The sequence below is a fragment of the Stecheria intestinalis genome (genome assembly GCF_009696165.1).
Taxonomy (GTDB): domain Bacteria; phylum Bacillota_I; class Bacilli_A; order Erysipelotrichales; family Erysipelotrichaceae; genus Bulleidia; species Bulleidia intestinalis.
Genome location: NZ_VUMN01000001.1, coordinates 114,292 through 128,440, shown reverse-complemented (window position 1 = coordinate 128,440; position 14,149 = coordinate 114,292). Strand labels below are relative to the sequence as shown.

The 14,149-nt window shown below is 52.5% G+C and carries 13 protein-coding genes and 1 other annotated feature; of the genes, 1 reads left to right on the top strand and 12 read right to left on the bottom strand.

What is annotated here, in order from left to right:
* Window positions 1-39: 39 nt before the first annotated feature.
* Complete coding sequence (gene ispH / locus FYJ51_RS00610) at window positions 40-948, top strand: 4-hydroxy-3-methylbut-2-enyl diphosphate reductase (RefSeq protein ID WP_105303679.1); 909 nt, start codon at window positions 40-42, stop codon at window positions 946-948.
* On the opposite strand, the gene FYJ51_RS00605 is transcribed toward ispH, so the two are convergent.
* The 12 genes from FYJ51_RS00605 to pnp form a co-directional block, all read right to left on the bottom strand.
* Entirely contained in the window at window positions 894-1,622 is a 729-nt protein-coding gene (locus FYJ51_RS00605; RefSeq protein ID WP_328597257.1) for a pseudouridine synthase, read from the bottom strand. The two genes, ispH and FYJ51_RS00605, sit on opposite strands and share 55 nt — an antisense overlap.
* On the bottom strand, window positions 1,619-3,268 hold the full coding sequence (locus tag FYJ51_RS00600; RefSeq protein ID WP_154502118.1) for an oligosaccharide flippase family protein: 1,650 nt from the start codon (window positions 3,266-3,268) through the stop codon (window positions 1,619-1,621). The genes FYJ51_RS00605 and FYJ51_RS00600 overlap by 4 nt, the downstream gene beginning before the upstream one ends.
* 3 nt (window positions 3,269-3,271) lie before the next feature.
* Window positions 3,272-3,823 (bottom strand): hypothetical protein, encoded by a 552-nt coding sequence (locus FYJ51_RS00595; RefSeq protein WP_154502115.1) that lies wholly within the window; start codon window positions 3,821-3,823, stop codon window positions 3,272-3,274.
* Window positions 3,824-3,916: 93 nt separating this feature from the next.
* Window positions 3,917-5,164, bottom strand: coding sequence for a tyrosine--tRNA ligase (gene tyrS, locus FYJ51_RS00590; protein ID WP_154502112.1), 1,248 nt, complete (start codon window positions 5,162-5,164; stop codon window positions 3,917-3,919).
* 46 nt (window positions 5,165-5,210) lie between these two features.
* Window positions 5,211-5,418, bottom strand: a binding site (T-box leader).
* Window positions 5,419-5,443: 25 nt separating this feature from the next.
* The gene (locus FYJ51_RS00585) at window positions 5,444-6,436 is read right to left on the bottom strand and encodes a LacI family DNA-binding transcriptional regulator (protein ID WP_105303674.1); all 993 of its coding nucleotides are present in this window, start codon (window positions 6,434-6,436) and stop codon (window positions 5,444-5,446) included.
* A gap of 12 nt (window positions 6,437-6,448) precedes the next feature.
* Window positions 6,449-7,147, bottom strand: a complete 699-nt coding sequence (locus tag FYJ51_RS00580) for a hypothetical protein (protein WP_105303673.1) — start codon at window positions 7,145-7,147, stop codon at window positions 6,449-6,451.
* Complete coding sequence (locus FYJ51_RS00575) at window positions 7,140-7,547, bottom strand: hypothetical protein (protein ID WP_105303672.1); 408 nt, start codon at window positions 7,545-7,547, stop codon at window positions 7,140-7,142. Before FYJ51_RS00575 ends, FYJ51_RS00580 begins: the two co-directional genes overlap by 8 nt.
* A gap of 90 nt (window positions 7,548-7,637) precedes the next feature.
* A complete protein-coding gene (gene murC / locus FYJ51_RS00570) occupies window positions 7,638-8,951 on the bottom strand; it encodes a UDP-N-acetylmuramate--L-alanine ligase (protein ID WP_154502109.1) in 1,314 nt (437 codons plus the stop codon).
* Window positions 8,948-9,847 (bottom strand): hypothetical protein, encoded by a 900-nt coding sequence (locus tag FYJ51_RS00565; protein ID WP_154502106.1) that lies wholly within the window; start codon window positions 9,845-9,847, stop codon window positions 8,948-8,950. The genes murC and FYJ51_RS00565 overlap by 4 nt, the downstream gene beginning before the upstream one ends.
* 67 nt (window positions 9,848-9,914) lie before the next feature.
* A complete protein-coding gene (locus FYJ51_RS00560) occupies window positions 9,915-10,751 on the bottom strand; it encodes a hypothetical protein (protein WP_154502103.1) in 837 nt (278 codons plus the stop codon).
* Complete coding sequence (trmB, locus tag FYJ51_RS00555; RefSeq protein WP_328597256.1) at window positions 10,744-11,403, bottom strand: tRNA (guanosine(46)-N7)-methyltransferase TrmB; 660 nt, start codon at window positions 11,401-11,403, stop codon at window positions 10,744-10,746. Before trmB ends, FYJ51_RS00560 begins: the two co-directional genes overlap by 8 nt.
* A 78-nt stretch (window positions 11,404-11,481) precedes the next feature.
* Entirely contained in the window at window positions 11,482-13,713 is a 2,232-nt protein-coding gene (gene pnp / locus FYJ51_RS00550; protein ID WP_154502339.1) for a polyribonucleotide nucleotidyltransferase, read from the bottom strand.
* Window positions 13,714-14,149: the final 436 nt, after the last annotated feature.

Genomic DNA, 14,149 nt, shown 5'->3' with positions numbered 1-14,149 from the left:
TTACGGACGCATTATACCAGTTTGAAAGGAACTTTTGCTATGAAGCTGATCAGTGTCGTGCCCCGCGGCTACTGCCAGGGGGTCGTACGCGCCATCATGACGGCCGAGAAGACCGTGAAAGAACACCCGGATACTCCGATCTACATGCTCGGCATGATCGTGCATAACCGGTTTGTCGTCGCGGAATGCAAGCGGCTCGGAATCCGGTGTCTCGAGGATCCTGGCAAAACCAGACTTGAACTGCTCGATGAGATTCCGGAAAACGGAGGCATCGTCTTATTCACCGCTCATGGAGTCAGCGATGCGGTCTATCAGAAAGCAGCAGAACGACATCTGGAGATTGTCGATGCGACATGTCCGGATGTCATGAAGACGCATGACCTGGTCCGCGAACATGTGAAGCATGGCGATGTGCTGTATATCGGCAAGAAACATCATCCGGAAGCAGAGGGCGTGATCGGCATCTCTGATCGGGTGCATCTGATTTCCAGCGAGCAGGACTTAAATGAGCTCGGTCCCCTTTCCGATGTGCTGATAACGAACCAGACAACGCTGAGTCTTCTGGATACGGAAGCACTGATGCAGGCCTGCAGAAGAAAATATCCGGAGGCAGTGACTGCACCGGAAATCTGCAACGCGACGACAATCCGTCAGAAAGCCGTCATGAATCTGAAAGACACCGATGTGCTGATCGTGGTCGGAGATCCGCATTCCAACAATTCCAATCAGCTCAGAGAGATCGGTCTGAAGTCCGGAATTCCTCATGCCTATCTGATTGAGCAGGCTTCAGACCTCCGGAAGGAAATGTTTGAAGATGCAGAAACTGCCGCAGTGACCAGCGGCAGCTCTACGCCTGCTTCCCTGACCGATCAGGTCATTGAAGCAATCCGGAATTACTGTGAGACAGGTGTGCTGGAAGTGAAGTCTTCCGGAGCTCTGAGGCTCTGAAGTTCTTCTTCCGTAAGACGCCGGTATTCGCCTGGTCCTAAGGTTTCATCCAGGACCAGGTTTTTCATGCGCAGACGTTTCAGGGCAGTCACTTCATTGCCGACTGCCAGCAGCATCCGCTTGATCTCATGGTATTTTCCTTCTTTCAGGATCAGACGGATCTGATGATCGGAAACCGGGATGACTTGTGCCGGCTGGAATACCTCTCCTGACTGCAGAATCATTCCCGCTTCGATCCTTTTGCGGTCTTCCTCAGAAAGGATGTCCCGGATCGTTACAAGATATTCTTTCTCGACGTGATGTTTCGGAGAAAGCAGAGTATGGGCAAGCGGACCGTCATTCGTGATCAGCAGCAGTCCTTCGGTATCCTTATCCAGTCTCCCGCATGGAAAGAGATCTTTATATGGTTCGTCCAGAAGATCCAGGACCGTCTCGGAATCATCTCTGGTTGCGCTGACGATGCCTTTGGGCTTGTTGAGCATGAAGTAGACATACTTCTCATAGGCAAGTCTCTGATCATCGAGCATGAGTTCATCTCTTTCCGGATCTACATGCATGCCAGGATCCAAGGCAGGACTTCCATTGACCGAAACCCGGCCGGAGCGGATCAGCTGCTTCAGTTCCTTCCGGGTTCCGAGGCCAAGATCCGCCAGTGCTTTATCGAGCCGCATCATGCCCTCCCCTGACGGAAGATTCTGCGCAGAACGCCTTTTCCGGACACATGGAAGATGGCCTGCGGAATCTTCATCTGCATCGTGAGATAGAGATAGAGCAGTCCGCCGACGGCAGCATAGACTGCAAGTCCGAGCAAGGCCATCGGTCTGGAAGAAAGCGAAATATCAAAGCCGGCTAGACGCATCAGCGCAAAGGCACCGCTGACAGCAAAGCATGCCAGCAGCATCTTCACTGCCCGGAATACCGTTGCCCGATAGGAAACCTGATAGCGGTTATGAATCTTGGCAAGCGACAGATAGATGATCGCTACCGAACAGAGAATGGAAGAAGTAATTGCCCCGGTATAGCCGGTAGCACGCATCAGCGGATAGAACGTCGCGCACTTCACAGCAAAGCCGACCCCAAGATAGAAGATGCTTTCTTTTCTCAGATGCAGCGTCAGCATCATCGATGTGCAGATCGGCGTGATCGTCGTGCAGAGCGCCAGCAGCGCTTCCCATTGCATGCATACTTCCGCATAGTCCAGACGATCGGCGCCATAAAGCACGAAATAGATCGGTCTGGCCAGCGTGAAGAGTGCCCAGCAGACCGGAATGCCGATGTACAGCACCGTATCCAGGCAGGCCCGGATATTCTTTCTCAGTTCCTTGAAATTGCGCTGCTCGAGCGAGATCGTCATATACGGAACAATGCCGGAAGAGAAGCCGATGCCAAGCACCTGCGGGATGCTGGTCAGCTTATCGCAGTTGAGCTGGATGATCGTATACAGGTTTCTGGCCAGCTGATAGTCCATGCCCATGCTGGTCATCGTCGAGACGAAGAACTGCGTATTGACGAGCACCTGGGAGTTGCCGAAGATTGCCGTGATCAGATACGGGACGCCAAACGCAAACAGCTCCTTCATCAGCACTTTATGATCCACCGGACGGGTGGTCTGGTTTCTTGCGGCCCGGCGGATCGGTCCGATGTGCCTGCGGTCATAGCGAAGATAATAGAACAGCGCTCCAAGTGCACCGATGCTGGTGCCAAGGGCTGCCATATAGACGGCCCAGACCCGATCCAGTCCGAAGATGTAGATACATACCCAGCCCATCCCAAGCAAGAAACCGACTCTGACAAACTGCTCGATGACCTGGGAATCGGCATAGCTCTTGAGGTCTTTGAGTCCCTGATAGAAGCTGCGGTAGCTGTACAGAATCGGAACGAGGAACAATGCCAGAGAAAGAATGATGAACGTGATCTTCTGCTTCTGAAGATCCGCAGCAGTGGCTTCCGGTCCGAGCACGCTTGAGGAAAGCGGTCCGGATACAGCTGCGAAGATGACTGCCATCGCAAAGCCGAAGGCACTCAGAATGCCGATGCTGAGCCGGCGGACTAACATGACAGTCTTCCAGTCATCCTTGCTTGCATACTTGGCGATGATCGCTGCGACGGCATATGGAAGACCAGCCGAACAGATCTGCAGCAGTACGGAATAGTAGTTGTAGGCTGCAGAATAGTAGTCCATGTTGTTCAGCGTTGCCAGAGAGTGCAGCGGAGAAACATACAGAAGACCAACCAGCTTGGAAAGGAAAACGCCGGCAGAACTTGTCAGAGAGCCGGCTATGAAGGAAGACTTTACTTTCTTTTTTTCGTCAGATGTCATGGATCAGTTCTCCGCCTCCGGGGATGCTGAAGGATCAGGTGAGCTGGTGATGCCATCGGGAGTCAGTTCCATCTGCAGGAATTCCCGCTGCGTATTCTCGCCATTGCGGTCATCCCATTCCACGAGGATCTTCAGGCTGACCGGATTGCTCGTGCACTCGCCGCTGATGACAAGGCCTTTCACATAGCCGTCATCCGGGTTGGACTGAAATGGAATCATGCAGTATTCCGTGCTGTCGAAAATACCGATGTTCGGCATCATCTTATCTGCAGATGCCAGCGGGATATCATTCTCCACTGCCATCACGACGATGTCATACATCGCAATCTGCGGATTATCGATGACAATGTAATAGCGGTATGTCGAATCGCTCATCTCCGTCATTTCCGCACTGACGGAATAATAGAGAGAGGACTGTGCGAAGCTGCTATTTGTTTCAATGCTGGTGTAATACCCTTCATATGCCGCCTGTGCAGCAGATTCGCTCGTATCCGGAGAAGAACACCCTCCGAGCAGCAGAATTCCGCACAGGATCAGAGTTTCAAATTTCTGCATCCGATTACCTCGGTAAGCATTATATCATGCGAGCTTCTATTCAGAAACCCGGCGCAAGGCGAAAAGAAAGGCCGGAAATTCCGGCCTGGCAGCTTACTTTCTGAAATTCAGAACGAAGTAATTCTTCTTGCCCTTCTTCAGAATGCTGAATTCATGATCGAAGGCTTCTTCCGCATGAAGGACAGCAGCAGTATCAGTGATTTTCACGCCATTGAGCTGGATGGATCCCTGCTGGATCAGCGTTCTCGCATCGCGCTTCGACTTCGAGATGCCGGCACTGATCAGAGCATCGACCAGCGGCATGTTCTCTTCGACTTCCGCCTTCTCTGCATCCGCAAGGCCAGCCTTCAGCTCGGCCGGAGTCAGATCGAGAATGGAACCATGGAACAGCGTTTCCGTGATCTTCTGAGCCGTCTTCAGTCCTTCTTCGCCATGGACAATCTTCGTCAGTTCTTCGGCCAGGGCTTTCTGGGCTTCGCGCTTTTCCGGTGCTTCCTTCATGGACGCTTCCAGGGCCATGATCTCTTCCGGCGTACGGAGGGACAGACGCTTCAGGTAGTCGATGATATCGGAATCCGGCGTGTTCAGCCAGAACTGGTAGAACTCATAGGAGTTGGTCTTGGCCGGATCAAGCCAGATGTTCTTTCCTTCGGATTTGCCGAACTTCGAGCCATCCGACTTCGTGATCAGCGGCGATGTGATGCCGTAGACCGTCGCATTCTCGACCTTGCGGATCAGCTCCATGCCGCTGGTCAGATTGCCCCACTGATCAGAACCACCGATCTGGATCTCACAATGGTATTTCCGATACAGGGACAGCCAGTCGATGGACTGCAGGATCGTGTAAGAGAATTCCGTGTAGGAAATGCCGGAATCCAGACGCTTTTTGATGATGTCCTTGCTGATCATGTAGGAAACATTGAACAGCTTGCCGTAATCACGTAAGAAGTCCAGCAGATTCATGCTGCCGAGCCAGTTGTTGTTATTCTCCATGATCGCAGCGTTATCGCCGTCAAAAGAAAGGAACTTGGCAAGCTGAGTCCTGATGCATTCGGCATTGTGCAGCACTTCTTCATGAGTGAGCAGTTTGCGCTCCGTGGTCGGACGCGGATCACCTATCATACCGGTGAAGCCGCCGCATAATGCGATCGGCGTATGTCCCTGGTTCTGATACCGGCGCAGCAGGATGATCTGCTGCAGATGGCCGACATGCAGGCTGTCTGCAGTCGGGTCAAAGCCGCAGTAGATAACGGTCGGAGTCTTCAGCTTCTCCTTCAGTCCTTCATAGTCGGTCACGTCCTTGACGAGTCCTCTCCATTTCAGTTCTTCGATGAATTCCATTTCTTTTCTCCTTCCGGGCAGCCATAAATAAAGGCGCCCTTATCAATCTAAGGACGCCTGATTCAGCGCGGTACCACCTTAGTTCATGGCCAGAGCCATGCACCTTGAATCCTTTAACGCAGGAACATCACGTCCGGCCTTTTGAGACCGGAAGCTCCCGGATGTATTCGCTGCAAGCTCCGGATTCCCTTCCACCAGCCGGGAATTCTCTATGACCTTCCTCTGCAGCTACTTGTTCCGTTCATTGCCACGCAATCATAATTCAACTGCGTNTGTCTGTCAATTCTTCGTTGTCTGCCGCGGCGTGAACAGATAGCTCAGTTCAATCTCGCGGTCGATATCTGCCTGGTTCTGCAGCATCTTCGTCATAACCCGCATCGAAACGGCGCCGAGATCATACGAAGGAATCGAGAAGCTCGAGATCGTCGGCCGCATCATGGAATTGTACTTCGTATCGATGACGCAGACGACTTCCATATCTTTCGGCACTTCAATGCCATTTTCTCTTGCCGCATTCAGAATTGCCATTGCCTGGCTGTCCCGGTTGCCGATCATCACATCATACTTGTGATCCTTCAGATGCGTGCTCAGGAAGGCATAGCTCGTACGAGTTTCCGGCGGAATGCGCAGGAAGCCTCCGAAGTGAAGATCCTTTCTGCGGAATGCTTCTTCCGCTCCGCGGATCATCTGCTTGGTTGCGCACGGATTCTTGCGGTCTTCGAGAATCGCGATATCTTTCTTGCCTTCTTCCAGATATTTCATTGTCAGCTCGAAGATTGCCTTCTCGATATCGACATAGACACAGCTGACGTTCTCGCTCTTGACCCGGTTGCCGATGATGACGATCGGAATGTTGTAGTTGTTGAGCTCCTGCATCTCAGCCGTATTCAGCTTGTCATTGTAGATGACAACCCCATCAACCCGGGATTTGATGATGTCTTCGATGACATCATTGATATCCGTGATGCCGGCTGTGATCGTATGCAGCATGATGTTGTAGTTGTAGATCTTTGCCACGTCAATCAGACCATTGATGATCTGTCCGGTATAAGTGAAACTCGCTTCTGGAACCACCAGGCCGATCGTGGTCGTTTTCTGAAGGGCTAATCCCTGCGCGATCGCATTCGGTTTGTAGCCAAGCTTCTCAATTGCAGCCTGCACGCGTTCTTTCGTAGGCTCCTTGACTACATTAGATCCGTTGATCACACGGGAAACCGTAGCCAGGGAAACGCCAGCTTCTTTTGCTACGTCATAGATTGTTACACGCTTCATTGAAAGCCTCCTTTACTCGCCGGTCTTTCCGAACAGATCTTTCAGCATTTCCCCGGCCTTGTCTGCAAGCTCCTTTGACTTCCTGCCTGCTTCCTGCAGCGCATCCTGGACTTCCGGCTTTGCCATGAATTCATTCACTTTCTTTCCGGCTGTCTTTGCTCCTTCTGCCATCTTCTGTCCGGCTTCCTGAAGGTTCTTCCGGACTTCAGCCCGATTCTCTTCCGGGAATAGCTGATCCGTCTTCTGCTTCAGCGTTTCGTTGAATTCCTTCGTCCTGCTGCCGGCATCATCCAGCGTCTTCTTCACATCCGGATTCTCTTTGATATCTTCGATCTTGCCCTTGGCGGTTTCCACTGCCTTGAATGCATTCTGCTTCAGGTAATCGAGGGTCTTGCGCAGATCTTCTGAAGAAGTCAGATCGCTGGCCCGCTTCTTCATCTCATCAATCGTCTGATTTACGCTTTTCACAGTATCTTCTTTCACTTCCTCGATCTTTTCCTTCTGCTCCTTGTTCAGCTTGAAATCAGGAATATTCAGCTTGGCATCAGATTCCTGATCTGCTTTCTTCTCGTTTTCCTCGCTCAGTTCCTGGATCTTCTTCTTCAGATCTTCCACGGTCTGCTCGATGGATTCAATGGACTGACGTTCTCCCTTCGTTCCTGTTTCTTCTGCAGAAGCAGTTTCTTCCGTCTTCTTTTCTTCTTCACTCATGCGCTGTTTCCTCCTCTTTCGCTGGCTGCTGCTCTTCAGAAGCAGGTTCAGATGGTGCTTCATAAGCAGAAGTCTTCGAGCTGACAAAATCCTTCAGCTTATCGACATTCTGAGTTGCCCATTCGCCCGCATTAGCAAATGCCGCTGCTGTCTTTGCCTGAACATCATCAACAGAATGGCTCAGACGGACAACCGTATCTAACGGTGCCTGGACTTTCTCAAGACTCTCATTGGCAAGCTTGACCGTCGGATCAAGACCCTTGACGGTATCGTTTGCAGTATCAATCAGTTTCCAGGCATGCTTCAGCAAAATACAGAGATAAATCAGTGCAGCTGCTCCGAGAATCGGCAGCAGCTGCTCACATACGGTTTTCAGGTCTACCAGCAGTGCATCCAGCATAATTATTCTCCTCTTGTTGTCATGTCTGATTATAGGCTTCTCTGAAAGACTTTTCAAGAAAAATGGGAGCGCTCCCACACTCCCATTCCATCACTCATCCTGCTTTTTCACAAGATCCGCCAGCCAGTAGATATCCTTGCTTGACATAAACAGGAATACTGCCGGTTTCTCTTTGGCCAGAAGCTTTGCCCCGTTCTCATCTTCCGGAAGAACGACGGAACCAGGAATCCGCTTCTGCAGATACGTAATATCGATATCCGTGCCATCCTGCTTATCATCGATGCTGGTGAAATCGCAGAGATAGACCTTATCTGCTTTCTCAAGCGCTGAGGCAAAGTCATCTGCGAAGTACAGCACCCGGCTGGCCCGATGCGGCTTGAAGATCGCAACCAGCTTTCTATCCGGGAACCGCTTTCTGGCAGTTTCGACCGTCACCCGCACTTCCGTCGGATGATGTGCATAGTCATCGATATAGATATTGCCGCCGTGTTTCTCAACGACAAACCGCCGCTTGACGCCATGGAAGTTCGAAAGACCCTTCTCGATCACCTCCGGGCTCATGCCTTCCAGCATGCCGACGGTGATGCAGGCAAGACTGTTCAGCAGCAGATGATGCCCGACAAACGGGAAATGGAAGTGGCCGAACTTCGTGCCATGGAACAGCACATCATATTCCATGTCTTCACTGCTTTCCCGGATATTCACTGCCTGCACGTCATCCTGATCCGCTTCCCCATACCAGTAATGCGGAACCTCAGGATTCAGCTTCAGCATTCTTGCCTGAGCATCTTCTCCCCAGAGAATGATGCCCTTGCCCACCTGCATCGAGAACTGCTCATAGGCACTGCGGTAATCCGCTTCATCCCTGAAGTAGTCGACATGATCGATATCGACATTCGTGATGATCGCATAATCCGGATGATACGCCAGGAAATGGCGGCGGAATTCATCTGCTTCCAGAGCAAAGTATTCGGTATCCGCGCTGACATGGCCATCACCATCGCCGATCAGCCAGCCGGTGCTTCCTTTTTCCTGCAGCATGCATGACAGCATGCCGGTCGTGGTCGTCTTGCCATGGCTGCCGGCCGCCGCGATCGTATGATACTGCTTCGTGAACTCGCCGACGAATTCATGGTAGCGCATGCACGTGCAGGTCGGATTGGACCTGGCGGCAGCGACTTCCGGAAAATCATCAAGGAACGCATTGCCGATGATGACATGCATGCCATCCCTGATGTTGGCTGGGCTGAAATCAGAAATCTGAATACCGCGGGCATCGAGCGGATCTTCGGTGAAGAAATGCTTCGGAAGATCGCTTCCGGCTACCTCATTGCCGAGGTCCTTCAGCATGCATGCAAGAGCAGCCATGCCGGTGCCCTTGATGCCGATGAACCAGTAGTTCATCTGGTTCCTGCATCCTTCTTCGGTGCATTCACCTTGCCGAACGGCGTGATGTTCTTCGTATCCATGACGACGGTCTCATCGACATCTTCATAGCTGTCATCGGCAGCAGCGGCTGCACTCTGACGCGCAAACTCTTCATCATGGCCATTCAGGATATCATCCAGAGAGAATTCCGGAATGGAATCTTCTGCTTTTCTGGCTTCCTTCGTATAAGTGAGATTCTCCATCTCATTGGACTTCTCGACAGTCTTCTGGATCGTCGTCGGTTCAGCTTCCTTCGAGATGCCGTAGATCGGGCTGATGATCTTCGACACGTTGTTGTCATCATCCAGACCAGTGCGGAATTCCTTGGCCGTTGTCTGCATGGCATCCATGTCTTTCTCATCCACGCCGAACATCGGGGAGATGACCGGCTGGAATTCATAGACCGGAGCAGCCTTGGCAGGCTTTGCGGGCTTGGAAGGCTTCACCGCCGGCTGCGGACGGCTTGGGCGGACCGGAGCCGGTTCCGGCTTCTTCGGTTCATCATCTACCGTGATGCCGAGCGTAGTCTTCGGCTTTGCGGTTTCATGCAGAATCTCAGGGTCTGCTTCCAGCGGACGCGGAGAGGCATGCTGAACAGCCGCCGGACGGCGGAATACTTCCTGGTTCTTTTCCGGTTCGCTCTGCTTCGGCAGCGGCTGCGTCACATCGATGCGGTTCATCGTTGTAGCGGTCTGCAGCGGCTTGACCTGCGGTCTTGCCGGTTCGCTGATCGTTTCTTCCTCTTCTGGTTCCGGAGCAGCTTTGCGATGCTTGCGGCGGACAGGAGCTTCTTCTACAGCTTCTTCTTCCTCGTCTTCTTCGAGGTCATCGTCTTCTTCTTCAAATAACAGGTTCTGCAGTTTCTTGAGCATACTTGTTTCTCCTTTTGTTCTGATAAACGCAATATCATTAGTATTTTAAGTGATTTCAGCTAGGTTGTTAAGATGCACTTTCCGCTGAGGCAGAAGGTGACGCTTCCGCATCCTGCTCCTCATTTGCCCCGGTCACTTCTTCGCCATTGACCTGATCATCCGCATCGCCCTGCTGGATATTCTCGTCTTCTTCCGCATCGAAGTTGTCGCCGGCATAGTCGACGCTGCTGTCATAGCCGCTGTCTTCAAACAGTTCGGTGATCGTTCCGCTTTCCGGTGCGATATTCTGGAACAGCTCGAGCTTCTTGCGGGAATAGGAAATGGTCTGCCGCATGGAAAACGTGCTCAGCACCACGCTGTTATTCACTTCGAGTCCTCTGGCCAGCGTCAGCATCTTGCCGGCAATCTGCGCAGCCGCAAGCTCGCTTGCGGAGACTGCGAAGAATTCGGCAGTATCGCTGACGAGATACGTGAACACCTCCGACTTCAGGAGATAGATACCGACGGAGAAGCTATGTTCATTGCCATCCCGGTCCAGATAAGTTCCTTCGCTCTTGGCGAGTTCAGTTCCGCCAGTGATTGCTCCGGAAGGATCTGACTCCGACGTATAATAAGCCGCATTGATCACGGAAGGCACATTGAGATTCATGACGAACTTCGTGCCTTCAAAGCAGAATGTATTGCTGGTGAGGCTGGTGCCCATGCGGCCGACATCCGGCTCGAGATAGTACGAATAAAAGCGGTGGTTGTACTCCGCACCGAGAATCGGCTTTTCTTCCGCAGAAGCAAGCCTGTGATTCAGTTCACTCTGCAGGTCGCCCTGATAGGTCGAACACCCTGCCAGAAGAAATGCCGTCAGAACAGGCACGAGAATCTTTCTAGCGTTCACGTGTTTATTATACATGATTTCCATCCGGCAAAATCGGGATCGCAGCCAGCTGGTAGATGGGTTGATTGAGGCTCATGAAGCGGCTTTCATATTCCGTGACCGCATCTTCGGGATGCGGGTTGCGGCGGAAGTCGACGGACAGTTCCGTCAGCGTAAAGCCATTCTGCAGAAAGTACAGCACTGAATCCTCAAAGAGACCCTTGTTGTCAGTCTTCATCCGGATGATGCCCTCTTCCGAAAGTAACTGCCGGTAGACGTTCAGGAACTTCTGACTTGAAAGCCGGCGCTTATGGGTATAGGTCTTCGGCCAGGGATCGCTGAAGTTCAGATGAATCACATCGATCTCCCCGTCCGCAAACCATTCAGCCAGATGTTCCGCATCGCCGACAATCATCCGCTTGTTATGCAGATCAGGCGATTCCATTTCCAGAGCTTTGCGGCAGGCGACTCCGGCACAGCTGTGGTCTTTTTCAATGCCTACCCAGCCTTCTTCGGGATACATGGATGCCATGGCATTCAGATAGTCGCCCTTTCCCATGCCGATCTCGACATGGAGCTTCGTGCAGGAGAGCATCTGCTTCCAGGTTCCCCGGCAGGCAGAAGGATCTGCCACCGCATATTCCGGATGGGCTTCCAGATAAGGATCCGCCCATTTCTTCTTTCTCATTCGCATCGTGCATACCTCTTTCGTTTCCGGAAAAAAGAAGGCCGGATGCTATCCGGTCCTCTCTGTTACCGCTTTTCTTCAGTCTTCTTTCTTGCGGAAGACTCTGCGTTCCACGCCTTCGCCTTCATGGCGGTCATTGCCGCGGTGCTCAGTGCGGCTGAACTTCTGCGGCCGCAGCGGCTTCTTCGGCTCGACATATCCCTCCGGCTTGGGCTGGCAGGCTTTCGCGCTGACCTTGACCTTTCCGGCATCATCGACCGAGATGACCTGGACTCTGATCTTGTCGCCGGTATGCAGTGCCTTATGGATATCCTCGGTGCGCTCCCAGGCAATCTCAGAGACATGCAGCAGCGCATCGGTCTGACCGAACAGATTCACGAATGCGAAGCTGTCGCGTACTTCGGATACCGTCGCATCATAGACATCGCCGACCTTTGCTTCACGGGTGATGTCTTCGATGATGCCCTTTGCCTTATCGATCATTTCCTGATCCATATGGTAGATGGCGATCGTGCCATCTTCTTCGACATTGATCTTGACCTGGTTGCAGTCTTCAATGATCTGGTTGATCGTCTTTCCGCCGGTGCCGATCACATCGCGGATCTTGTCCGTCGGAATATGCATGATTGCGAACTTCGGTGCATACTTCGAAACATGATCGCGCGGTGCGGAAATCGTCGCTTCCATGTTGTCGAGGATTTCCATGCGTCCTTTATGAGCCTGGGCAAGTGCTTCCTTCAGAATCTCCTGGGAGATGCCGGAAACCTTGATGTCCATCTGCAGAGCCGTGATGCCCTTGCGGGTGCCGGCAACCTTGAAGTCCATATCGCCGTAATGATCTTCCATACCTTGAATATCCGTCAGGATGGAATACGTATTTCCGACCGTGATCAGGCCCATGGCAACACCCGCTACCATCGCCTTGATCGGAACACCGGCTGCCATCAGCGACATCGTGCCGGCACAGATCGAAGCCTGGGAAGAAGAACCATTGGATTCGAGAACTTCTGCAACCGTGCGGATCGTGTACGGGAATTCCTCCACGGACGGAAGCACCTGGCTCAGAGCACGTTCACCAAGGGCGCCATGACCGACTTCACGTCTGCCCGGAGAACCCATGCGGCCGACTTCGCCGACCGAGAACGGCGGGAAGTTGTACTGATGCATGAACCGTTTGGACTTCACTGGCGTCAGATCATCGACGATCTGCGCATCATCCAGCGGACCGAGCGTCGTCACTGAGAGCACCTGCGTCTCGCCGCGGGTGAACATAGCAGAACCATGCACACGTGGAAGCAGATCGACCTGAGAGTTCAGCGGGCGCAGCTCATCAAGCTTGCGTCCATCCGGACGGATCTTCTCTTCCGAGATGAGTCTGCGGACTTCGCCTGCTTCAATCTCGGCGCAGTATTCATGAGCCTGCTTTTCTGCTTTCGCCTTGGCAGCATCATTTTCCCAGTTCAGATTCTCGGATACTTCTTTTACCATCTCATCGGTGATTTCATCTATGGTGTGATAGCGTTCCAGCTTTCCTTTGATGGAAACTGCTTTCTCGATGCGCTCTTTGCCATGCTCATCAATATAAGCACGGATGTCCGGATTGATCGTGTAGAGCACGACTTCCATCTTCGGCTTTGCGCAGGCAGCGATGACTTCTTCTTCAATCTCGCACAGCTCGCGGATCGCATCATGGCCGATCTGCAGGGCTTCGAGCATCTCGTCTTCAGAGACTTCCTTCGCCCCCGCCTCAACCATGTTGATGGCTTCCTTCGTGCCGGCAACCGTCAGGCTCAGGGTTGCGCGTTCCGCCTGCTCAACCGTCGGGTTGATGACATATTCGCCATCTACCTTGCCGACGATGACCCCGGCAATCGGTCCGTTGAACGGAATATCAGAAACACAGAGAGCCAGCGAAGAGCCGAACATTGCGGTCATTTCCGGGCTGCAGTCAGGCTCAACGGAAAGCACCGTATTGACGACCTGAACCTCGTTGCGGAATCCTTCCGCAAACAGCGGACGGATCGGGCGGTCGATCAGACGTGCGGTCAGCGTTGCATGTTCCGTCGGACGGCCTTCCCGACGCAGAAAGCTCTGCGGGATCTGTCCTTCGGCATAGAATTTCTCATTATAGAGCACCGTCAGCGGGAAGAAATCTTCTGCTTTGACTTCCGTGCTGGCTGTTGCGGCGGAAAGAACCACCGTATCGTTGTAGCGGACCAGAACCGATCCGCCGGCCTGCTTTGCCATCTCACCATTTTCAACAGTGATGGTGCGGCCATGAAAATCCCAACTCTTCTTGTACTTCTCCATCTTTTCAGTTACCAATATTTCCTTTTCATCTATTTATAACGGGTTCATTGTACCACAGCAGAACAGCAACCGGAACGGCCAATCTCTGCATAAAACGGTCCCCTTCAGCGGTGCTGGTTCTGGCTTTTATTATTCGTATTTTCCTTTATGCGGTGATATCCGAAGAGATTTTGATTGGAACATGAAGAATCAACGGAAACTTATGCGACGATCTGCACTATGGCTTCTGCTGACTTCTCATGATTCGCTGTTACTACGCTTCCGCTGCGCGGCATTCTCCGACTCACGTGTGCGCTCATGAGACCTCCCGGGGCAGATCCGCATCCTTCCCTCCATACATCTGCGGTATTTGCATTCCTCAGTTTCTTCCTGCCAAGCTATTGGGTTTGTGCTGTTCAGCACACTTGCCCTGCTTCAGACTGCTTCATGCGATTCG

Excerpts from the sequence above, each read along its gene's own strand:
- ispH (WP_105303679.1), top strand. The coding sequence starts at position 40 with ATGAAGCTGATCAGTGTCGTGCCCCGCGGCTACTGCCAGGGGGTCGTA.
- FYJ51_RS00605 (WP_328597257.1), bottom strand. The coding sequence starts at position 1,622 with ATGATGCGGCTCGATAAAGCACTGGCGGATCTTGGCCTCGGAACCCGG.
- FYJ51_RS00600 (WP_154502118.1), bottom strand. The coding sequence starts at position 3,268 with ATGACATCTGACGAAAAAAAGAAAGTAAAGTCTTCCTTCATAGCCGGC.
- FYJ51_RS00595 (WP_154502115.1), bottom strand. The coding sequence starts at position 3,823 with ATGCAGAAATTTGAAACTCTGATCCTGTGCGGAATTCTGCTGCTCGGA.
- tyrS (WP_154502112.1), bottom strand. The coding sequence starts at position 5,164 with ATGGAATTCATCGAAGAACTGAAATGGAGAGGACTCGTCAAGGACGTG.
- FYJ51_RS00585 (WP_105303674.1), bottom strand. The coding sequence starts at position 6,436 with ATGAAGCGTGTAACAATCTATGACGTAGCAAAAGAAGCTGGCGTTTCC.
- FYJ51_RS00580 (WP_105303673.1), bottom strand. The coding sequence starts at position 7,147 with ATGAGTGAAGAAGAAAAGAAGACGGAAGAAACTGCTTCTGCAGAAGAA.
- FYJ51_RS00575 (WP_105303672.1), bottom strand. The coding sequence starts at position 7,547 with ATGCTGGATGCACTGCTGGTAGACCTGAAAACCGTATGTGAGCAGCTG.
- murC (WP_154502109.1), bottom strand. The coding sequence starts at position 8,951 with ATGAACTACTGGTTCATCGGCATCAAGGGCACCGGCATGGCTGCTCTT.
- FYJ51_RS00565 (WP_154502106.1), bottom strand. The coding sequence starts at position 9,847 with ATGCTCAAGAAACTGCAGAACCTGTTATTTGAAGAAGAAGACGATGAC.
- FYJ51_RS00560 (WP_154502103.1), bottom strand. The coding sequence starts at position 10,751 with ATGTATAATAAACACGTGAACGCTAGAAAGATTCTCGTGCCTGTTCTG.
- trmB (WP_328597256.1), bottom strand. The coding sequence starts at position 11,403 with ATGAGAAAGAAGAAATGGGCGGATCCTTATCTGGAAGCCCATCCGGAA.
- pnp (WP_154502339.1), bottom strand. The coding sequence starts at position 13,713 with ATGGAGAAGTACAAGAAGAGTTGGGATTTTCATGGCCGCACCATCACT.